This window comes from Pseudomonas sp. JDS28PS106 (assembly GCF_036706555.1).
GTDB lineage: Bacteria > Pseudomonadota > Gammaproteobacteria > Pseudomonadales > Pseudomonadaceae > Aquipseudomonas.
In genome coordinates this window covers 44,862-66,067 of record NZ_JBAJGT010000015.1, presented here as the reverse complement: position 1 = coordinate 66,067, position 21,206 = coordinate 44,862, and the positions used below count along the sequence as shown (strand labels likewise).

Genomic DNA, 21,206 nt, shown 5'->3' with positions numbered 1-21,206 from the left:
ATGAGCACTGATAGTGCTTTGAGTAGAAATCGCCTGCTACCGACGTTGCTCGGGCTGGTGATCCTGTTGATGGGGCTGGCCTTGCTGGCCGGCGGTATCCGGCTGCTGCAACTGGACGGTTCACTGTATTACCTGCTGGCAGGTATCGGTTTCTCCGTGACGGGCGTGCTGCTGGTGACCGGGCGCCGTGCGGCGCTGGGTCTGTATGCGGCTCTGCTGTTCGCGAGTACGGTGTGGGCATTGTGGGAAGTGGGTCTGGACTGGTGGCAACTGGTGCCGCGCCTGGCACTGTGGTTTGCGCTCGGTATCGTCCTGCTGCTGCCATGGTTCCGCCGTCCGCTGCTGCGTGGCGAGCCTTCGCGCATGGGCACCGGCGCGCTCGGCTTTGCCGTCGTGCTGGCTGGTCTGGCCGCGCTGGCGAGCCAGTTCACCAACCCTGGCCGCATCGAAGGTCAACTGGACCGCGAGACCGCTGGCACCACCAACACCGCGCCGGCGATGCCCGACGGTGACTGGCAGTCCTACGGCCGTACCGGTTTCGGCGACCGTTACTCGCCTCTGGCGCAGATCACGCCTGAAAACGTGCACAAGCTGGAGCCGGCCTGGACCTATCGCACCGGCGACATTCCGGGGCCGAACGATCCGGGCGAGACCACGGCGGAAAACACCCCGCTCAAGGTCAACGGCATGCTGTACGTGTGTACCCCACACAGTCAGGTGATCGCTCTGGACCCGGATTCGGGCAAGGAAATCTGGCGCTTCGATCCGAAGATCAGCACCCAGAATGCCGAGAACTTCAAAGGCTGGGCGCACATGACCTGCCGCGGCGTCTCGTATCACGATGATGCTGCCTACGCTGCTCAGGCCCCGGCGCAGAGCCCGGCCGCACCAGCCGCCGATGCGACCACCAGCGCTCCGGCAGCTCCGGCCGCCAACGCCTGCCCGCGTCGCATCTTCATCCCGACCGCCGACACCCGTCTGATCGCGCTGAACGCCGACACCGGCAAGATGTGCGAAGACTTCGGCAACAAGGGTTCGGTGGATCTGACCGCCAACATGGGCGCCTTCGCGCCGGGCGGCTACTACTCCACTTCGCCACCTGCGGTGACCAAGGACCTGGTGATCATTGGCGGCCACGTGACCGATAACGTGTCCATGGACGAGCCGTCCGGCGTGATCCGTGCGTACGACGTGCACACCGGTCGTCTGGTCTGGAACTGGGACAGCGGCAACCCTGAAGCGACAGCGCCGATCGCCGCCGACGGGATCTACACCCGCAACTCGCCGAACATGTGGTCCATGTTCAGCGTCGATGAAAAGCTGGGCATGGTCTACCTGCCGATGGGCAACCAGACTCCTGACCAGTTCGGCGGCCATCGCACTCCGGAGTCCGAGAAGTACAGCGCGGGTCTGGTCGCTCTGGACATCGCCACCGGCCGCGTTCGCTGGGACTTCCAGTTCACCCATCATGACCTGTGGGATATGGACGTGGGCGGTCAGCCGACCCTCATGGACATGAAGACCGCCGACGGCGTGAAGCCGGCCGTACTCGCCTCGACCAAGCAGGGCAGCATCTACGTGCTGGACCGCAGCACCGGTCAGCCGATCGTGCCGATCAACGAAGTGCCGGTGCCGCAAGGTGCTGTCGAAGGTGACTGGACGTCCCCGACCCAGCCCAAGTCCGACCTGAACTTCATGCCGCCTCCGCTCAAGGAAAGCGACATGTGGGGTGTGACGCCGTTCGACCAGATGCTGTGCCGCATTGACTTCAAGTCGCTGCGTTACGACGGTCCGTTCACGCCTCCATCCCTGCAGGGCTCGATCGTCTATCCGGGTAACTTCGGCGTGTTCGACTGGGGCGGCATTTCGGTCGACCCGGTGCGTCAGATCGCATTCGTGAACCCGAGCTACATGGCGTTCCGCTCCAAACTGGTTCCAGCCGAGGAAGTCGCTTCCGGTCCTGGTCGCAAGAGCGAGACCGAGGGCGTGCAGCCGAACAAGGGCGCGCCTTATGGCGTGATCCTCGAAGCGTTGCTGTCGCCGATGGGCCTGCCTTGCCAGGCGCCAGCGTGGGGTTACGTGGCAGCGGTCGACCTGACCACCCACAAGACCATCTGGATGCACAAGAACGGCACCGTGCGCGACAGCTCGCCGGTTCCGATCCCACTGAGCATGGGTGTTCCAAGCCTGGGCGGCACCTTTACCACCGCCAGCGGCCTGGCGTTCCTGAGCGGTACGCTTGACCAGTACCTGCGCGCCTACGATGTTCGTAACGGCAAGCAGCTGTGGGAAGGCCGTCTGCCAGCAGGTGCCCAGACCACTCCGATGACCTACACCGGCAAGGACGGCCAGCAATACGTGCTGGTCGTTGCAGGTGGTCACGGTTCGCTGGGCACCAAGCAAGGCGACTACGTCATGGCGTTCAAACTGCCGAAGTAACCGTTGTCTGAGCCATGAAAAAGGCGGCTATCCTTCGATAGCCGCCTTTTTTGTCGCCACCCGACCTGTAGGAGCCAGCTTGCTGGCGATAAAAGGTAGATTCAGCACAGATTCTGCGTCTGCAACAGTGCTATCGCCAGCAAGCTGGCTCCTACTTCTCGATCACCTGCCCGCGCTTGGGCGCCAGCCTTGCGATCAGCCGGTTCTGCGTCGGCACGGGAACGTGCTGCGCATCCATCGCGGCGATCAAATCTTCCACCAGCGCGTTGAAATCGCTGCGGGTGAGCTTCTGGCCTTTATGGGCTTCTTCCATGCTGTCGCCGATGTAGCGGCAAGGGCCGCCCGCCTCGACACACAGATGCTCGACCAGCTTGTCCCGCAGACGCTCGATATCGACCTTGCGAAAATGCTCGACGATGCGGTCGTCCCGGGCCACATTGAGCAGCATGCCTTCGACGATACGCTGGATGCCGGCACGCTCCCCCAGAGCATGGTAGAGACTGTCATCGCCTGGCGGCTGCTGCGCGCAGCCCACCAGCAGGGCGAACATCAGAACAGCGAACGAGCGCATCATCAGAAGCTCCCCTGTATCGAAAGATAGGTGCCGTTCTGATCTTCCAGCGTCGCGATTTCGCCTAGCCGGGCATAGGCCAGCACCACCGACAGATGTTTGTTGGGGAAGTAACCCAGAAACACGTCCGCCCAGTCGCTCTCGCCGGCAAACGACAGATTGTCCGGCTTTTCCCGGTACTCGAAGCCCATCGCCCAGCGCGGGTTGAACAGTACCGCCATGGAACCTTCCTTGAGCAGGCTGCGCGTGTCGCGCCGGTCCCCGCCGAAGCCCAGCAGTCCGGTCTCGTTGGCGCGGCTGTAGCGCACCCCGCCGTTGACCACCAGGTTGTAGCCGAAGGCCGCGCCCATGAACAGGCGGCTGGCGGTCAGATAGCCTTCGACGTCCGAATCACGCGCGGCGCCGACCAGGCTGGGAATGAGGAAGTCATTCTGATGCTTGTACTGAATGCCCAGCGAGACTTGCGGCAGGCTGTCGTAGATCAGGTCACCGAACAGCCGCACCTTGGCGCCGAACACGTCCTGGCTGAGATTGTCGTCCGGCAGGCTCAGACGATGTTGCAGCGTGCTGATATCGAAACGCTGGTGCGCATACGACAGTTCGATCCGGTTGCCATAGGCGAGCGCCAGTCCCGCCACGTCCAGGTTGTAGTTGCGCAGATTGACGTGGGTCGCGAACGCGGTCGCGCCCCATTCATCCTGCTCGCCGTAGCCGCTGATTACCGCCCAGGGTGTGATGCCGCCGCCGGCGCTGCCTTCGATACTGCTGGCGCCGCCCGTGGCGATCAGCCGCCCGTTGTCGGCCAGCGCAATGGAACTGGCGATGGCCAGCAGGACGCCCAACAACAATGAAGTTCGCAAAGACATGATTCAGTTAACCGTCAGGCTGGGGGAAGAAAAAGATTGAGCGATCCAGGTTTCGAACGCGCCCGCGGTCAGCGGCCGGCTGATCAGGTAACCCTGGGCGGTGTCGCAGTGCCAGCGTCCCAGCAGGTCGAGACTGTGCTGATACTCGACGCCTTCGGCGACGACTTTGAGCCCCAGGTTGTGGCTCATTTCGATGGTCGAGCGCACGATCACCGCGTCTTCGCTGGTGGCATCGAGATTGCGCACGAATGACTGGTCGATCTTGAGTTCCTGCACAGGCATGCGCTTGAGGTGCGCCAGCGAGGAGTAACCGGTCCCGAAATCGTCGATGGACAGGCTGATGCCGCATTCGCGCAGGCGGTGCAGCACCACCAGCGCCCGCTCCGGCTCGCTCATGACCGCGCTTTCGGTGATCTCGAAAATCAGTTGCTCGGCAGGCACCGCGTACCGGTTGAGCAATCGCGTCACGAAGCCGACCAGATCGTCGCCCAGCAGATCGTCCGCGGAAATGTTGACCGACAGCTGTAGCACCAGCCCGCGCTGATTCCATTCGGCCAACTGGCGCATGGCCTCTTCGATGACCCAGCCGGTCAACAGCTGAATGCTGCCCGTGCGCTCGGCCAGAACGATGAATTCGGCGGGCGACACGTTGCCGAACTGCGGGTGATTCCAGCGCAGTAGCGCTTCGGCCTGGCGCACCCGCCCCTGCCGCACGTCCAGTTTGGGCTGATAGTGCAACAGCAGTTCGCCGTTGCTCGCTGCGGTACGCAGGTCCCGAATCAGACGGATCTGGCGCTGGTGCGCCAGATCGCGGCCGTCCTCGTAGATTTGCAGACGACCCGGGATGCCAGCAGCATCCTTGCGAGCGATGGCCGCCCGACTGATGAGCTCCAGCGGTTCATCGCCGTGCTCCGGATACACCGCGATGCCGATACAGCTGTCCAGCACCACGGCGTGGTCGTCGATACGCTGCGGCTCGCCGAGCAGTCTTTGCACGGTATCGCCCATCGCCACGGCGCCGTCGCTGGTGGTGTGATCGAGCAGCAACAGGAACTCGTTGGCGGTCAGTCGGGCTACGGTGTCGCCGGACTTCACGCCGTGCTGCAAGCGCTGGCCGATCTGGCGGAGCAATTGGTCCACCCCCGCCGCGCCACAGGTTTCGTTGATGGCGGACAGGTTCTCGATGCCCAGATACATCAATGCCACGGATCGATGGGCCGCGATCGAGCTGCCCAGGCGCTCCATAACCAGCGCGCGATTGGGCAGGCCGGTGACCGCGTCGTGCAGGGCGTTGTGCGCCAGCTGGCTTTCGCGGACCGATATGCCGTGCTGCATGGTGTTAATTGCGTCGGCGAGCACGCCTAGTTCGTCGCTGCGCGTCATGGCGACGGGCGTTTCATAGTCGCCGTCGCCGATCCGCTTGGCTGCCACCGCGAGGGCGCGCACCGGCAAGGAAACGCTGCGTGCCAGGGCCAGGGTGCCGGCCAGCGAAGCGAGCAAGGCGGCCACGGTAATCCAGAAAATCTTCTCATCCAGCGGCGCGAACGCCCGCATGGCTTCGTCCAGTGGGCTTTGCAACAGCGCGACCACCTGCCCGCCATTGGCCGTACCGGCATTGGCGAGCATCAACGACTGACTGAGAAAATTCTGGTTCGACTGTTCGGTAACACTGGTCTGCTCGCCATTGGCGTGGCGCATGTACTCGATCAGACCGGCGTGCAGCGTCTGGGGCTGGGTGCTGATCAGCTTGCCGGGACGGCCGTTTTCGACCGTCAGAAACGAGACCTCCAGTCCACTGAGCGAGCGCAGTTCCTGGGCAATATCGCTGTCGATGGAAAAACCCATGACCACGCGGCCAAGGGGCAGCGGTGCCAAGACCACGCTTTCGATCAGCAGATGCGGGATGCCGCCGCCCGGGACGATCAGCATCGACTGGTTGTTGCGTTTGGCGGTGCGCAAGGCCTGGTCATAGATGAACCGCGAGCCCTCGGCGACCGCGGCTTCGGTGCTGGCGATCACGGTGCCGTCCATGCCCAGCAGAAACATGTCGCTGGCGTTGATCCGCTTACCGTGGTTGAGCAGCACCGAGCGGATCGTCGCCGAATCGGCGCTGGCCACCGCGTCGCGAAAACCGAAGTCGGCCGCGAGCAACTGCACGGCGTCGCGTAGCCGCTTGCCCCGCAGATCCACCAGACGCTCGAACACCCGGCTGCCCACTTCCAGCTGCGCCTGAGCCTGGGAGTGCACCGCATCGCCGGTCGCCACTTTGACCGCCGCGTATACCGCGCCGATCACCACCAGCAGCAAAGCGATCAGCACGCCGGCAATCCGCGCCTGAAAGCTGGTCCTGAGATTCATTCATGCACAGCCTTGTGGAAGGCATCGCCAAATCCACCCAAGGCCGGTTTGCCCGGTTGATCATCAGCGCTCGGCTGGACCACGAGGTCAAAGCGCTGTTCAAGCCCGGCGGCGGGCACCTCGATGCTGCCGCCGACGGTTGGCTGCATGTCTTCGCTGCGCGGGTGCCAGAGCGTTGCCTGGTAGCGACCCGCCGGCACCTGGTCGAGCCTGAGCATGCCGTTGCTGTCGGTCACGCCGAACAGCGGCTCGTCGGTCACGTAGATGTAGCCGACCATCCAGTCATGAATGTTGCAGCCCAGCACTACCACGCCCGGTTTGTCGAACAGCAGCGGCTCGGACGGCGTGCCTTCGTACAGCCGGAGTTCGAAGCGCTTGGCCGGCGAAAACGAGTAGACCTGATGACGAATGTTGTCGCTGTTGGGAAATTTCACCTGGGTGCCGGTATGTACCGCCAGTACCCTGGGCGAAAACTCCTGATCGCGCTGGTCCATGTCGGCCTTGGGCGTTCCCGCCGCAACGTTCGCCGGGCCTTTGAGCGTGACCACGGCATCCGCCAGGGGCTTGCCCTGCTGGTCGAAAACCTGCGCGGTAAAGGTTGCCGCCGAGGCAAAGGTGGTCATTGCCAGCAGCAATCCGGCCAGCCAGGTACGAAACACCAGGTTAGTCATACTCATTCGATCCACAACGGCACTGCCGGTAATTGAAGGCCAGCCCTGGCAGCGATGTGTCCCGCGCGCGGATCGACCTGCCCGCCCCCGATACAGGTAAACGAACGAGCTGTAAGCCCGAGTCAGTCGATCGTGACGAAAGGTTGGAAACCGTCCCTGCCCTCGTGGAGCCTTTTCGCTCCTGACAAGACTATCGACCGCAACCATTGAAACCTGAGGCCGCCCGCCCCATCTAAAGCCCATGTCCAATTTTGCAGGTGTTCTATGAGCGACCAGCCGACTGACTCGCCAGATTTGCCACATGATGCCGCCGAGCATGATGGGTCCTTGAGCTCCCACAGCACCTCGCTCGCCCTGCCCGGCCAGAACCTGCCGGACAAGGTCTATATCATTCCGATCCACAACCGCCCGTTCTTCCCGGCGCAGGTGCTGCCGGTTATCGTCAACGAAGAACCCTGGGCCGAGACGCTGGAGCTGGTCAGCAAGTCCGAGCATCATTCGCTGGCGCTGTTCTTCATGGACACGCCCCAGGAAGATCCTCGTCATTTCGATACCGGCGCGCTTCCCGAATACGGGACGCTGGTGAAAGTGCACCACGCCAGTCGCGAAAACGGCCGCCTGCAGTTCGTGGCCCAAGGCCTGAGCCGCGTGCGCATCCGCACCTGGCTCAAGCACCATCGCCCGCCGTATCTGGTCGAGGTCGAATACCCGCACCAGCCCAACGAGCCGACCGACGAGGTCAAGGCCTACGGCATGGCGCTGATCAATGCGATCAAGGAGTTGCTGCCGCTGAACCCGCTGTACAGCGAAGAGCTGAAGAATTATCTCAATCGCTTCAGTCCCAACGATCCGTCGCCCTTGACCGACTTCGCCGCCGCGCTGACTTCGGCCACGGGCGTGGAGCTCCAGGAAGTGCTCGATTGCGTGCCGATGCTCAAGCGCATGGAGAAGGTCCTGCCGATGCTGCGCAAGGAAGTCGAAGTCGCGCGCCTGCAGAAAGAGATTTCCGCCGAGGTCAATCGCAAGATCGGCGAGCACCAGCGGCAGTTCTTCCTTAAAGAACAGCTCAAGGTCATCCAGCAGGAGCTGGGCCTTAGCAAGGATGATCGCAGCGCCGACATCGAACAGTTCGAGCAGCGTCTGGAAGGCAAGACCCTGCCTGCCCAGGCTCGCAAGAAAATCGATGAGGAAATCGGCAAGCTCAAGGTGCTGGAAACCGGCTCGCCCGAATACGCCGTGACCCGCAACTATCTGGACTGGGCCAGCTCCCTGCCGTGGGGCGTGTATGGCGAGGACAAGCTGGACCTCGGCCACGCGCGCAAGGTGCTGGATGCGCACCATGCCGGTCTGGACGATATCAAGGCGCGCATTCTGGAATTTCTCGCGGTCGGTGCCTACAAAGGTGAAATCAGTGGCTCGATCGTGTTGCTGGTCGGACCGCCGGGCGTGGGCAAGACCAGCGTCGGCCGTTCGATCGCCGAGTCGCTCGGCCGTCCGTTCTATCGTCTGAGCGTAGGCGGGATGCGCGACGAAGCCGAGATCAAGGGCCATCGCCGGACCTACATCGGCGCCCAGCCGGGCAAGCTGGTGCAGGCGCTCAAGGATGTCGAGGTGATGAACCCGGTCATCATGCTCGATGAAATCGACAAGATGGGCCAAAGCTACCAGGGCGATCCCGCGTCCGCGCTGCTGGAAACCCTCGATCCCGAGCAGAACGTCGAGTTTCTCGATCATTATCTGGACCTGCGTCTGGACCTGTCGAAAGTGCTGTTCGTCTGCACCGCCAACACCCTGGACTCCATTCCTGGCCCGTTGCTGGACCGGATGGAAATCATCCGTCTGTCCGGCTATATCACCGAGGAAAAACTGGCGATCGCCAAGCGCCATCTGTGGCCCAAGCAATTGGCCAAGGCCGGCGTCGCCAAAGCGCGCCTGTCGATCAACGACGCCGCGCTGCGTGCGGTGATCGAAGGCTATGCCCGCGAGGCCGGGGTCCGGCAGCTTGAAAAGCAGCTGGGCAAACTGGTGCGCAAGGCCGTGGTGAAGCTGCTCGACGCACCGGAATCGGTGATCAAGATCGGGCCCAAGGACCTGGAAGCCTCCCTCGGCATGCCGGTGTTCCGCAGCGAGCAAGTGCTGTCCGGCACAGGCGTGATTACCGGCCTGGCCTGGACCAGCATGGGCGGCGCCACCTTGCCGATCGAAGCGACCCGCATCCATACGCTCAACCGCGGTTTCAAACTGACCGGGCAGTTGGGTGAGGTGATGAAGGAGTCCGCGGAAATCGCCTACAGCTACGTCAGCTCCAATCTCGCCAAGTTCGGCGGAGACAGCAAATTCTTCGACGAAGCTTTCGTACACGTTCACGTTCCCGAAGGTGCGACACCCAAGGATGGCCCCAGCGCCGGAGTGACCATGGCCAGCGCGCTGCTGTCCCTGGCGCGCAACCAGCCGCCGAAGAAAGGCGTCGCCATGACCGGCGAACTGACCCTGACCGGTCACGTACTGCCCATCGGCGGCGTGCGGGAAAAGGTCATCGCGGCCCGGCGGCAGAAAATCAACGAGCTGATCTTGCCGGAATCCAATCGAGGCAATTTCGAAGAACTGCCCGACTACCTCAAGGAAGGCCTGACCGTGCACTTCGCCAAGCGCTTCACAGACGTGGCGAAGGTGTTGTTCTAAAGGCCCCTTCGCGGATGAATCCGCTCCTACGGCCCGCATCGTCCGTAGGAGCGGATTCATCCGCGAATCGTCGGTCCGGGCAATGCATAGCCGCAGACAGGTCCGGCCCTTCACAGACGCGTGGGTTCGCATCGGCTATCCTGCGCACATTGTCACGTCACCACGGACCCTGTCATGACCGCTGCCCGCCTGCTCGCCCCTTTTGGTCTCGCTTTGCTGACCGCCTGCGCACAGACGCCCGACCATAGCGTATCGATCGAGGAGCAAAGCGACTGCCCGGCACAGTTGAGCAAGGGCCAGACGTTGATCCTGACCTTGCCCAGCAACCCCACCACCGGCTTCCGCTGGCAGGTGCAGAATCCGGCTTCCAATGTGTTGCGCAGCCTTGGTCCCGAGGTTTACTCGAGCGCCGAGCAGATGGATATGGTCGGCAGCGCCGGGCAGTCGGTCTGGCGCTACAAAGCGAGCGAGGCCGGGACCGGACGGCTGCTGATGATCTATCAGCAGCCCTGGGCCCCGGAAGTCACGCCACAAGCGACCTTCGACTGCTCGATCTCCGTGCGCTGAATCGCGGCGGCTCATCCGACATCACGATCCGGTTCATGCATCGAGGCCGCAACTTGGCTAGAATGCCGCCCTTTCAGAATCCCAGCCGGAATCGCCGTGAGCAAAGAACCCGACCGCCTATTCGCCCAGCCACTGGCTCAGGTGCCTGACTTCGCCTTCAACGAAGACGTCGTGCGGGTATTTCCGGACATGATCAAACGCTCGGTGCCCGGCTACCCGACTATCGTGGAGAACCTGGGCGTGCTCGCGGCACAGTTCGCCAGTCCCGATACCGTCCTTTACGATCTGGGCAGCTCGCTGGGAGCCGTGACCCAGGCGCTGCGTCGTCACGTGCGCGCCGACGGCTGCCGTGTCATCGCGGTGGACAATTCCGCGGCCATGGTCGAGCGCTGCCGGGAATACCTCAATGCCCAGGATTCGATGTTTCAGGAGCTGCTGCCGGTCGAGGTGATCGAGGCCGATATTTTGGCGCTCGACTTCCTGCCGGCTTCGGTCGTAGCCCTGAACTTCACCCTGCAATTCATTCCGCCTTCCGAGCGCCTGGAACTGCTCAGTCGTATTCGTCAGGCGCTGGTGCCGGGCGGCGCGCTGATCCTGTCGGAAAAGCTGCGCTTCAACGATCCACAGGAGCACGAACTGCTGACCGAGCTGCATATCGCATTCAAGCGTGCCAACGGCTACAGCGAGCTGGAAATTGCCCAGAAGCGCAGCGCCATCGAAAACGTCATGAAGCCCGACAGCCTCGAAGAGCATCGCGAGCGTTTGCTCGCCGCCGGATTTTCCAAGGTCGTTCCCTGGTTTCAGTGCCTTAACTTTGCCTCTCTGATTGCCCTGCCATGATTGATCTAGCCCCTCTGGTCCGCCGTCTGGCGGGCACGCCCCTTGCCGAATGGGCCAACGGCCAGCAAGCCCAACTGGACGCCAAGATGGCCAAGGGACACGGCGACCTGCAACGCTGGCAAAGCGCCCTGGATGCACTGCCGGATCTGACGCCCGAGCGGATCGACCTTATTGATAGCTTCACGCTTGAAACCGAGTGCGACGCTGAAACCGGCGCTCGCCTGCGCACCGCGCTGATGGGTCTTTCGCCGTGGCGCAAGGGACCGTTCAATGTCTTCGGCGTGCACATCGACACCGAATGGCGTTCGGACTGGAAGTGGTCCAGGGTGTCGCCGCACCTGGACCTCAAGGGCAAACGGGTGCTGGATGTCGGCTGCGGCAACGGCTATTACCAGTGGCGAATGCTGGGCGCAGGCGCCGACAGCGTGATCGGAGTGGATCCGAACTGGCTGTTCTTCTGTCAATTCCAGGCGATGCAGCGCTACTTGCCGGACCTTCCAGCCTGGCACCTGCCCTTCGCGCTGGAGGACCTGCCGCCGAATCTGGAAGGGTTCGACACCGTGTTTTCCATGGGCGTGCTCTACCACCGCAAATCGCCCATCGACCATTTGCTGGCGTTGAAAGACTGCCTGGTGAAGGGCGGCGAGCTGGTGATGGAAACCCTGGTGGTTCCCGGCGACGCGCAACAGGTGCTGGTGCCGGAAGATCGTTACGCGCAGATGCGCAACGTATGGTTCCTGCCGTCAGTACCGGCGCTGGAGCTGTGGCTGCGCCGCGCCGGATTCACCGATGTGCGCTGTGTAGATATCAGCACCACGACGGTCGACGAGCAGCGCAGTACCGAATGGATGCGCTACCAGTCGCTAGGCCATTTCCTCGATCCCGAGGATCACAGCAAAACCATCGAAGGTCTGCCCGCGCCGATGCGTGCGGTCATCGTCGGTCGCAAGCCCTGAACGAACACAGAATATCGTCGTAGGAGCCAGCTTGCTGGCGATGCAGTGCGTCAGATATAACGCGCCGCTTGCATCGCCAGCAAGCTGGCTCCTACAGCAGACTGGGCTCAGCGGGCCGCTGCGACTATCAGCGCTTTCATCTCGGCTACCGCCGCTTTGAAACCGACGAACAGGGCATGGGCCACCAGCGCGTGGCCGATGTTCAATTCGTTGATACCCGGAATGGCCGCTACAGCTTCGACGTTGTGGTAATGCAGGCCATGACCGGCATTGACGATCAGCCCTTGCGACACACCAAAGGCTATGCCGTCGGCGATCCGCTGCAGTTCTTCGGCCACTTCGGCAGGCGTTTCGGCGTCGGCATAACGGCCAGTGTGCAGTTCGATGGCCGGAGCGCCGACGCGCTTCGATGCCTCGATCTGACGCGGGTCGGCGTCGATGAACAGCGACACTTCACAGCCGATTTTCGCCAGCCGCTCCACGGCCGCCTGAATCCGCGCTTCCTGGCCGGCGACATCCAGCCCGCCTTCGGTCGTCAGTTCCTGGCGGGTTTCGGGAACCAGACATACATGCGCCGGGCGAATGCGCTCGGCGAACGCCAGCATTTCTTCCGTCACGCCCATTTCGAAGTTCATGCGCGTTTGCAGAACCTCCTTGAGCAGCAGAACGTCGCGCTCCTGGATGTGCCGGCGGTCTTCGCGCAGATGCACGGTGATGCCGTCGGCACCCGCTTCTTCAGCGTCCAGCGCGGCCTTGACCGGATCGGGGTAACGCGTGCCCCGCGCTTGTCTCAGGGTGGCAACGTGATCGATGTTCACGCCGAGAAGAATGCGAGTGCTGTGGGCCACGTGGGTCTCCTGATGATGAGCAATATCTGGAGAGCAAGGATACGGCGTGGCCGTGAGTTGCGAAACCGTTGCCAGGGCCTGAATCGTCAGGGCTTGCGAAACAGCTCGCGGCTGACCAGCGGACGGCCGCCAAGGTGCACCGCCAGCGCCTGGCGCATCAGGCGTTTGGCGGCACCCAGTGCACCGGGAGCGCTCCAATCGGCCTCGGCCATTGCCAGTAGCTCGACGCCCTGGAACAGACCGGGTTGCAGCAGATATACCCGCTCCAGCCCGGCGTCCACTTGCAGGCGATACAGACCATCGGGTGCCAGCGGCTCGCCATTGATGTCGACGTCCAGCGCGAAGCCATAGCCAAGATCGTCGAGCAGACGCCATTCGAAGGACCGCAGCAATGGCTCCAGCGCTCGACCCTCGCTCAGGGCCTCAAGGGTGGCCGCGTAGTGATCGAAGACCGAGGGAAACGGATCTTCGGCCGGCAACAGGCGAATCAGCAGTTCATTGAGATACATGCCGCTGAACAGCGCATCACCGGTCATCCATCTGGCCACGCCAGCGCTTTCCATGCGCCCGACATTCTTCAGCTCGCCTCGCCCACGGAATTCGACCTCCAGCGGCACGAAGGGTCGGGCCAGCGAGCCCGCCTTGCCTTTGGCGCTGCGCAGCACTGCGCGCAGCCGCCCTTGAGGTGTCAAAAAATCCACCAGGGCACTGTTTTCACGATAGGGACGGCTGTGGAGCACGTAGGCGGATCGGGCGGTGGGCGTGCTCATCGGACGGGCTCGACTGAGGAGTGCCCGGCCGGACGCAAGGGGCCGGCCGGGAGACGTCGCGGATTAAAGGTCGCCGTAGCCCAGCGAGCGCAGTGCGCGCTCGTCATCGGACCAGCCGCCTTTCACCTTGACCCAGAGATTGAGCATCACCTTGGAATCGAACAGCAATTCCATGTCGCGGCGCGCTTCGCTGCCGATGCGTTTGATGCGCTCGCCCTTGTCGCCAATGATGATTTTCTTCTGACCGTCACGCTCGACCAGGATCAGCGCGTGAATATGCAGGGTACGACCTTGCTGCTTGAATTCTTCGATCTCGACGGTGATCTGGTACGGAAGCTCGGCGCCGAGCTGGCGCATGATCTTTTCGCGTACCAGTTCGGCGGCAAGGAAGCGGCTGCTGCGGTCGGTGATCTGGTCTTCGGGGAAGAAATGCTCGTTCTCAGGCAGATGCTGGGCGATCAGCCCTTCCAGCGCTTCGAGGTTGTGACCATGCTGGGCGGAGATCGGCACGATGGACGCATTCGGCAGTTGGCCCTGCAACCATTCCAGGTGCGGCATCAGCTCGCCCTTGTCCTCGATGCGGTCGGTCTTGTTGATCGCCAGGATGACCGGCCCTTCGACGTACTGGATACGTTCGAGCACCATCTGGTCTTCATCGGTCCAGCGAGTGCGGTCCACGACGAAGATCACCACGTCCACATCCTTCAGTGCGGCCGAAGCGGTCTTGTTCATGTAGCGGTTCAGGGCCTTGTCGCTGCCCTTGTGCATGCCGGGCGTGTCGACGTAGATCGCCTGCACGTTGCCTTCGGTCTTGATCCCCAGCATGTTGTGGCGGGTCGTCTGTGGCTTGCGCGAGGTGATCGCCAGCTTCTGGCCCAGGATGTGGTTGAGCAGCGTCGACTTGCCCACGTTGGGCCGGCCGACGATGGCGACGTAGCCACAGCGTGTTGCAGTTGTATCAGTCATTACCGTTCTCCACGCCCAGGGCGATGAGTGCTGCCGCCGCGGCTACCTGTTCGGCAATCCGGCGACTGACACCCTGACCTCGGCTCTTTTCATTCAATAAGGTGACTTCGCATTCGACGAAGAAGGTCCGGCAGTGCGGCTCACCCTGGATATCCACCACTTCGTACCGTGGCAGCTCGCAAGCCCGCGACTGGAGAAACTCCTGCAGCCGGGTCTTGGGATCCTTGTTGGTGTCGACCAGCGTCAGGCTGTCGAACTCGGTGGTCAGCCAGGCCAGTACGCGCTCGCGCGCCACTTCCATGCCGGCGTCCAGGTAGATCGCGCCGATGAGGGCTTCGAGAGCGTCCGCCAGAATCGACTCGCGGCGGAAACCGCCACTCTTCAACTCGCCCGAACCCAGGCGCAGGTACTCGCCCAGATCGAAACCGCGGGCCAGCAGCGCCAGGGTCTCGCCCTTGACCAGTCGCGCCCGCAGACGGGACAGCTGGCCTTCGCGCGCCTGCGGGAAACGCTCGAACAGCGCCTCGCCCGCCACGAAGTTGAGAATGGCATCGCCGAGAAATTCGAGGCGCTCGTTGTTACGGCCCGCGAAGCTGCGATGGGTCAGGGCCAGAACCATCAGTTCCTGGTCCTTGAAGGTGTAGCCGAGCTGACGCTCCAGACGACTCAAGGATACGCTCACGGCTTGCCCACGCTGAATTGCTGGTCGAACTTCACCACCAGATCGATATTGAAAATCAACGGCTCGCGCTGCTCGTATTGCAAATGGGCGTTGAACTTGTTGTTCGCTACCGTCACTTTTAACGCCTTGTTCAAATCCACATCCCGAATACTGTTGACCTGCATGCTCTTACCGACATAACTGTAAAAATCGTCGACCGTGGTGATGTCCAGGGCCTGATTGGCGTCGATCGTTTCGATGGACTTCTTGATCGTCCTGAAGTCGAGGTAATGCGGAACCAGCCTGAAAGCGGTGTTTGCCGCGAAGGCCACCAGCGCCAGTACCACCAGCCCGCCGACCAGCGACAGCCCTTTCTGAGAACCCGGGAACATCATCTAAGACCTCAAGGATAGCCCGCTGGCAGGAGATGAGCGTTTTATCGATCAGACAGGCTCCGACCACCCAATGACAGATGGCGCTGCCTGAGCAGCGCCATCCCGATTACTTGATCAAGCCGACCCGCGAAAAGTTGGGGAAGTGGCTGAGTTTAGGCTCGGGCCAGCTCATCCAGACCGCGAAGGCCTTGCCGACGATGTTGCGGTCCGGAACCATGCCCAGTTCATCCTTGGGGATGTTCGGATCGTCCCAGTAACGGCTGTCGTTGGAGTTGTCGCGGTTGTCGCCCATCATGAAGTAATGAGCGGCCGGAACCGTCCATTCCTTGTCCGGCGGTGCGCGATAGCGGCTCATTTCCTGACGGATCTGGTGTTCCACTTCGCCCAGCTTTTCTTCATACAGCTCGGCACTGCCCAACGTGCCCGGCTCGGCGCCGATCAGCGTCTTGGCAACCAGCTCGCCGTTGACGAACAGCCGCTTGTCGCTGGTATAGCGGATGTGATCGCCCGGCAAGCCGACCACGCGCTTGATGTAGTTGACGCTTGGATCGCTTGGATAGCGGAAGACCATGACGTCGCCGCGCTGAGGGTCACCAATCGGGATGATCTTCTGGTCCAGCACCGGCAGGCGGATGCCGTAGGAAAACTTGTTCACCAGAATGAAGTCACCCACGTCGAGCGTCGGCTTCATCGAGCCGGACGGAATCTGGAACGGCTCGACCAGAAACGAACGCAGCACCAGCACGATGAACAGCACCGGGAAGAACGACTTGCCGTATTCGACCAGCAAGGGTTCCTTGTTAAGGCGCTCGACGACTGCCATGTCCGGTTGTCCCACGCTGCCCTGATAGTTCGAAATGGCGGCCCGGCGACGAGGCGCCAGGACGACCAGATCAAACAGTGCAAGCAAGCCACAGACAAAGACAGCAATGACCAACAACAGCGGGAAATTTAGTGACATAAGACCTTACTATTCCAACCTGAGCACTGCGAGGAAAGCTTCTTGTGGGATTTCCACGTTGCCGACCTGCTTCATGCGTTTCTTACCGGCCTTCTGCTTTTCGAGCAGCTTGCGCTTACGGCTCACGTCGCCACCGTAACACTTGGCCAGTACGTTCTTTCTGAGCGCCTTGACGGTTGTCCGCGCGACGATCTGGCCACCGATGGCTGCCTGGATCGCGACATCGAACATCTGCCGTGGAATCAGATCCTTCATCTTCTCCGTCAGCGCACGACCTTTATAGTGCGCGTTGTCGCGGTGCACGATCAGCGCCAGGGCGTCGACCTTCTCACCGTTGATCAGCACATCGAGCTTGACCAGGTTGGCGGACTGGTAACGATCGAAATGATAGTCCAGCGACGCATAACCCCGGCTGACCGACTTGAGACGATCGAAGAAATCCAGAACCACTTCGTTCATCGGCAAGTCGTAGCTCACCTGAACCTGGGTTCCGAGGAACAGCATGTCACGCTGCACGCCTCGCTTTTCGATGCACAGCGTAATGACGTTGCCCAGGTGCTCCTGAGGCACAAGAATGTTCGCCCGCACGATCGGTTCGCGCATGTCTTCGATGGAAGACACGTCTGGAAGCTTGGACGGGTTGTCGACGTAAATCGTTTCGCCCGTCTTGAGCAGCAGCTCGAAAATCACGGTTGGAGCGGTGGTGATCAGGTCCAGGTTGTATTCGCGTTCCAGGCGCTCCTGGATGATTTCCATGTGCAGCATGCCGAGGAAGCCGCAACGGAAGCCGAAGCCCAGTGCGTCGGAGCTTTCCGGCAGATATTGCAGGGACGAGTCGTTCAGGGTCAGCTTCTGCAAGGCTTCGCGGAAGTCTTCGAAGTCATCGGAGCTGACCGGGAACAGACCGGCGTAGACCTGTGGCTGAATGCGCTTGAAGCCCGACAGCATTTCGACATCGGGCGTGGAACTCAGGGTCAGGGTGTCACCCACCGGCGCGCCGTGAATGTCCTTGATGCCCGCGATGATGAAGCCCACTTCACCGGCCTTCAGGTCGGCGGTGGCGGTGTGCTTGGGGTTGAAGACGCCGACGCTGTCCACCAGATGGATCTTGCCGGTGGACTTGACCAGAATCTTGTCGCCCTTCTTGACCCGGCCATGGCGAACGCGCACCAGGGACACGACGCCCAGGTAGTTGTCGAACCAGGAGTCGATGATCAGCGCCTGCAGCGGATCCTCGATATTGCCGGTCGGCGCCGGAATGGTGGTCACCAGACGTTCGAGCACCTCGTCGACGCCCATGCCGCTCTTGGCGCTGCACGCGACCGCGTCGGTGGCGTCGATACCGATGATCTTCTCGATTTCTTCCTTGACGCGATCCGGATCGGCCTGCGGCAGGTCCATCTTGTTCAGGACCGGCATGACTTCCAGACCCTGCTCGATGGCGGTGTAGCAGTTGGCGACGGACTGCGCCTCGACGCCCTGGCCGGCGTCCACCACCAGCAGCGCGCCTTCGCACGCCGCCAGGGAACGGCTGACTTCGTAGGTGAAGTCGACGTGGCCGGGCGTGTCGATGAAGTTCAGCTGATAGGTTTTGCCGTCACGAGCTGTGTAGTACAGGGTAACGCTGTGGGCCTTGATGGTGATGCCCCGCTCGCGCTCCAGGTCCATGGAGTCGAGGACCTGAGCTTCCATTTCGCGCTCGGAAAGACCACCGCACATTTGAATGAAGCGGTCGGCCAGGGTCGACTTGCCATGGTCAATGTGGGCGATGATGGAGAAATTGCGGATATGACTCAAATCACTCACGGATCAACACTCAAAAAGGTTACAGGCAGTATACCCGCCGAAAATAGCCGGGAATTGTACCTGATGGAAGCGAGAGGCGTCACGCGCGCAGGCGCGTGCCCGACCACCGTGCTTTCCAGCAGGCACAAAAAAGGGCGACACCGGCCGCCCTTTTTCGTCAAACCGCCCGGTTACTCGGACAACTTGAAGGTGATGAACGTCGCCCGGCCCTGACGCAGCACGCGCATGGAAACCGAACGATCCTTGGGCAGGCCCTTGGCGACGTCGGTGAACTGCTTGCCGGACGTGATCGCCTGATTGTTCAGGTGAGTGATCACGTCGCCCGGCTGCAGGCCGATCAGCGACGCCGGACCGCCGGTGACTTCCTTGATGATCACGCCACCCTTGAGGTCCAGCGTCTTCTTCTGCTCAGCGGTCAGCTCGGTCACCGAGACGCCGAGACGGTTGCTGCTGCGCTCGGAACCGGCACCGGGCGTGCCGCCCATTTCCTGACCTTCGTCGGGCAGCGCGCCAACGGTGACGGTCACGGTCTGACGCTTGCCGTCACGGATGACTTCCAGCTCGGCCTTGCTGCCTTCCTTCAGGTTGCCGATCAGGTGCGGCAGATCGGCCGACATGATCACCGGCTGGCCGTTGGCGCTCAGGATCACGTCACCGACCTGCAGCCCGCTCTTGGCGGCCGGGCCGTCTTCGAGGACTTGCGCAACCAGCGCGCCGGCCGGACGTTCCAGACCGAAGGACTCGGCCAGATCCTTGTTCACTTCCTGGATCACGACACCCAGCCAGCCGCGATTGACCTTGCCGGTCGCCTTGAGCTGGTTGGCGACGTCCATCGCGACGTCGATGGGAATCGCGAACGACAGGCCCATGAAGCCGCCGGATCGAGTGAAGATCTGCGAGTTGATACCCACCACTTCGCCGGCCATGTTGAACAGCGGGCCACCGGAGTTGCCGGGGTTGATCGCCACGTCGGTCTGGATGAACGGCACATAGGTGTCGTTAGGCAGGCTGCGGCCCTTGGCGCTGACGATGCCCTTGGTCACCGAGTGATCGAAGCCGAACGGCGAACCGATCGCCAGCACCCATTCGCCGACCTTGAGCTTGTTGGAATTGCCCAGCTTGGCGGTTGGCAGGCCCTTGCCCTCGATTTTCAGGACAGCAACGTCCGTGCGCGGATCGGTCCCGACCAGGGTGGCTTTGAGTTCGCTGCGGTCGGACAGGCGCACCAGAATCTCATCAGCACCGTCGATGACATGGTTGTTGGTCAGGACGTAGCCGTCCGCCGAAATGATGAAGCCCGAACCCAGGGATTGCGCTTCACGCTGGCGGTCGCCCTTTCCTGGCGGCCGCGATCCTGGCGGCATGCTGCGTTCGAGAAATTCGCGCAGCATGGGCGGCAGGCCTTCCAGGTCGGGCATCTGCTGGCCGGCAATGGCGCGATCGGGCAGTTTCTGGCGGGTACTGATGTTCACCACAGCCGGCGATGCCTGCTCGACCAGCCCCGTGAAATCCGGCAGGTCCTCGGCCTGGGCCGCGGCGACCTGTCCGAGCATCAGCACGGCGGCGAACAGCGAGAGATAGGATTTGATGCGTGGTATGGACATACGGCTCCCGTTCATAACGAGCAAAGTTAAGCAGTACAGAGCGACTGACCCGATGGGCCGGTTGAATTCCGATCCATGCCGCGGATCAGCTTCAGGGCCCCACAAACGACAAAGGCCAGAGCGGCAAGGCTGTGACCTATAGAAAAAAAACCGGATTTTTGCAACTTGCAAAGCTCACCAAACATTTCGGCACTCCAGCGCAAAGCCAGCATGACTGCGGTCTGGCGACCTGTTCGGCCCGAGATGAAATCTTTTACATCACGGGCATTCAGCAAGAATTCTAGCGACTGCTCTGCGCAGCGTTCTTGCGCATCGACAACGCTATACGTTCTGCGGTCCCGAGTGGCACTTCTCCGACCACCGTCACCAGCGCGTCGCCCTGCGGCGTGGTCAGGCGACGGGAAACCGCCACGGTAGGCCCGAGCTGCGTGCGGATATCCGCCGCAGCCGCGCCACTGACGTGCTCAATGAAGATGGAGACCCGAGCCAGACCGTCCCCGTACATCAGCGACGTGACCTGCGCGCCCGATGTCGGATCCTTGCGCACGGCACTGCTGCTCAGCTCAAAGCCATCGGGCAACCAGTCCGAACGCCAGTCCACGGTAGTAATCGCCGGTCGAGGCTGCGGCTGCGACTTTTCCACCACCACCGGCTTGCATTCGGCGCTGGCCTGCAAGTGCTGATCGGTCGGCATCGTGGGATCGAACTCGGTGAACTGGAAGCGCTCCAGCAACTGGCCCTTGTCACTCAATAACAGCGACTTGAGCGTCAGCCCGGTGGCATTGTCCACATGCAATTCAATGCCATAACGATGCTGATCCTTCGGCGTAATCGCCAGAATGGACGCGGGACGCCCCGCTACTCTGGAAGCACCGACCATCTTGAGGTCGTACCATGCGGACAGCTTCTTCGCATCGAGCACGCGTGGCGAAGATTGCGGAGAATTCTCGACACCCGGCACCAGAGAGCCGCTGACGCATTGGGTCATCCCCGAAACGCGCAGCACTTCCTGAGCGGAACCGTCGAGCTGAAGAAGACGCTCACGAACCTTGCCATCGGCTACGCGATGCCAGATTCGATGAGTAGAAAAACTACCGTTACGTTCGTAGACGAACGTTCCCTGGTAACTCTGCTGAAGATCTGCCTGTGCAAGACGCTTGATTGCGTCTTGCGCTTCATCGGCATGGACCGGGAGGACAAGCCATCCACCGAACAACAAAGGCAATAGACGGACGGCTCGCATGC

The 21,206-nt window shown here is 61.9% G+C and carries 19 protein-coding genes; 5 read left to right on the top strand and 14 right to left on the bottom strand.

Annotation, left to right across the window (positions count from 1 at the left end; all coding sequences use genetic code 11):
* The gene (locus tag TRP66_RS20240; RefSeq protein WP_333406453.1) at window positions 1-2,439 is read left to right on the top strand and encodes a glucose/quinate/shikimate family membrane-bound PQQ-dependent dehydrogenase; all 2,439 of its coding nucleotides are present in this window, start codon (window positions 1-3) and stop codon (window positions 2,437-2,439) included.
* A gap of 151 nt (window positions 2,440-2,590) precedes the next feature.
* On the opposite strand, the gene TRP66_RS20235 is transcribed toward TRP66_RS20240, so the two are convergent.
* Genes TRP66_RS20235 through TRP66_RS20220 form a run of 4 tightly spaced genes read right to left on the bottom strand, consistent with a single transcriptional unit; the run spans window position 2,591 to window position 6,905 of the window.
* Complete coding sequence (locus tag TRP66_RS20235; RefSeq protein WP_442965237.1) at window positions 2,591-3,013, bottom strand: group I truncated hemoglobin; 423 nt, start codon at window positions 3,011-3,013, stop codon at window positions 2,591-2,593.
* On the bottom strand, window positions 3,013-3,876 hold the full coding sequence (locus TRP66_RS20230) for a DUF3034 family protein (RefSeq protein ID WP_333406451.1): 864 nt from the start codon (window positions 3,874-3,876) through the stop codon (window positions 3,013-3,015). Before TRP66_RS20230 ends, TRP66_RS20235 begins: the two co-directional genes overlap by 1 nt.
* A 3-nt stretch (window positions 3,877-3,879) precedes the next feature.
* Complete coding sequence (locus TRP66_RS20225; RefSeq protein WP_333406449.1) at window positions 3,880-6,234, bottom strand: putative bifunctional diguanylate cyclase/phosphodiesterase; 2,355 nt, start codon at window positions 6,232-6,234, stop codon at window positions 3,880-3,882.
* Window positions 6,231-6,905, bottom strand: a complete 675-nt coding sequence (locus TRP66_RS20220) for a methylamine utilization protein (protein WP_333406533.1) — start codon at window positions 6,903-6,905, stop codon at window positions 6,231-6,233. Before TRP66_RS20220 ends, TRP66_RS20225 begins: the two co-directional genes overlap by 4 nt.
* A gap of 264 nt (window positions 6,906-7,169) precedes the next feature.
* Here TRP66_RS20220 and lon point away from each other — a divergent pair, with 264 nt between their 5' ends.
* From lon to cmoB, 4 genes are all read left to right on the top strand, one after another.
* Window positions 7,170-9,587, top strand: a complete 2,418-nt coding sequence (gene lon, locus TRP66_RS20215) for an endopeptidase La (protein ID WP_333406447.1) — start codon at window positions 7,170-7,172, stop codon at window positions 9,585-9,587.
* A 174-nt stretch (window positions 9,588-9,761) separates the two neighbouring features.
* Complete coding sequence (locus TRP66_RS20210) at window positions 9,762-10,154, top strand: protease inhibitor I42 family protein (protein ID WP_333406445.1); 393 nt, start codon at window positions 9,762-9,764, stop codon at window positions 10,152-10,154.
* Between the two features lie 96 nt (window positions 10,155-10,250).
* Window positions 10,251-10,994: a carboxy-S-adenosyl-L-methionine synthase CmoA gene (gene cmoA / locus TRP66_RS20205; RefSeq protein ID WP_333406443.1), complete on the top strand. Its 744-nt coding sequence runs from the start codon at window positions 10,251-10,253 to the stop codon at window positions 10,992-10,994.
* On the top strand, window positions 10,991-11,950 hold the full coding sequence (gene cmoB / locus TRP66_RS20200) for a tRNA 5-methoxyuridine(34)/uridine 5-oxyacetic acid(34) synthase CmoB (protein ID WP_333406441.1): 960 nt from the start codon (window positions 10,991-10,993) through the stop codon (window positions 11,948-11,950). The genes cmoA and cmoB overlap by 4 nt, the downstream gene beginning before the upstream one ends.
* 107 nt (window positions 11,951-12,057) lie before the next feature.
* On the opposite strand, the gene pdxJ is transcribed toward cmoB, so the two are convergent.
* The 10 genes from pdxJ to TRP66_RS20150 all read right to left on the bottom strand — a co-directional run bounded on the left by pdxJ (window position 12,058) and on the right by TRP66_RS20150 (window position 21,204).
* Window positions 12,058-12,798, bottom strand: a complete 741-nt coding sequence (gene pdxJ, locus TRP66_RS20195) for a pyridoxine 5'-phosphate synthase (RefSeq protein WP_333406440.1) — start codon at window positions 12,796-12,798, stop codon at window positions 12,058-12,060.
* 86 nt (window positions 12,799-12,884) lie between these two features.
* Window positions 12,885-13,568 (bottom strand): DNA repair protein RecO, encoded by a 684-nt coding sequence (gene recO / locus TRP66_RS20190; protein ID WP_333406438.1) that lies wholly within the window; start codon window positions 13,566-13,568, stop codon window positions 12,885-12,887.
* 63 nt (window positions 13,569-13,631) lie between these two features.
* Complete coding sequence (gene era, locus TRP66_RS20185) at window positions 13,632-14,534, bottom strand: GTPase Era (RefSeq protein WP_333406436.1); 903 nt, start codon at window positions 14,532-14,534, stop codon at window positions 13,632-13,634.
* Complete coding sequence (rnc, locus tag TRP66_RS20180) at window positions 14,527-15,216, bottom strand: ribonuclease III (protein WP_333406434.1); 690 nt, start codon at window positions 15,214-15,216, stop codon at window positions 14,527-14,529. Before rnc ends, era begins: the two co-directional genes overlap by 8 nt.
* Entirely contained in the window at window positions 15,213-15,590 is a 378-nt protein-coding gene (locus tag TRP66_RS20175) for a DUF4845 domain-containing protein (RefSeq protein WP_333406432.1), read from the bottom strand. The genes rnc and TRP66_RS20175 overlap by 4 nt, the downstream gene beginning before the upstream one ends.
* Window positions 15,591-15,696: 106 nt before the next feature.
* Window positions 15,697-16,551, bottom strand: coding sequence for a signal peptidase I (gene lepB / locus TRP66_RS20170; RefSeq protein ID WP_333406430.1), 855 nt, complete (start codon window positions 16,549-16,551; stop codon window positions 15,697-15,699).
* 9 nt (window positions 16,552-16,560) lie between these two features.
* Window positions 16,561-18,357 (bottom strand): translation elongation factor 4, encoded by a 1,797-nt coding sequence (gene lepA / locus TRP66_RS20165; protein WP_333406428.1) that lies wholly within the window; start codon window positions 18,355-18,357, stop codon window positions 16,561-16,563.
* Window positions 18,358-18,527: 170 nt separating this feature from the next.
* A complete protein-coding gene (locus tag TRP66_RS20160) occupies window positions 18,528-19,910 on the bottom strand; it encodes a DegQ family serine endoprotease (RefSeq protein WP_442965238.1) in 1,383 nt (460 codons plus the stop codon).
* Between the two features lie 77 nt (window positions 19,911-19,987).
* On the bottom strand, window positions 19,988-20,236 hold the full coding sequence (locus TRP66_RS20155; protein ID WP_333406424.1) for a hypothetical protein: 249 nt from the start codon (window positions 20,234-20,236) through the stop codon (window positions 19,988-19,990).
* A 5-nt stretch (window positions 20,237-20,241) separates the two neighbouring features.
* Window positions 20,242-21,204, bottom strand: a complete 963-nt coding sequence (locus TRP66_RS20150) for a MucB/RseB C-terminal domain-containing protein (RefSeq protein ID WP_333406422.1) — start codon at window positions 21,202-21,204, stop codon at window positions 20,242-20,244.
* Window positions 21,205-21,206: the final 2 nt, after the last annotated feature.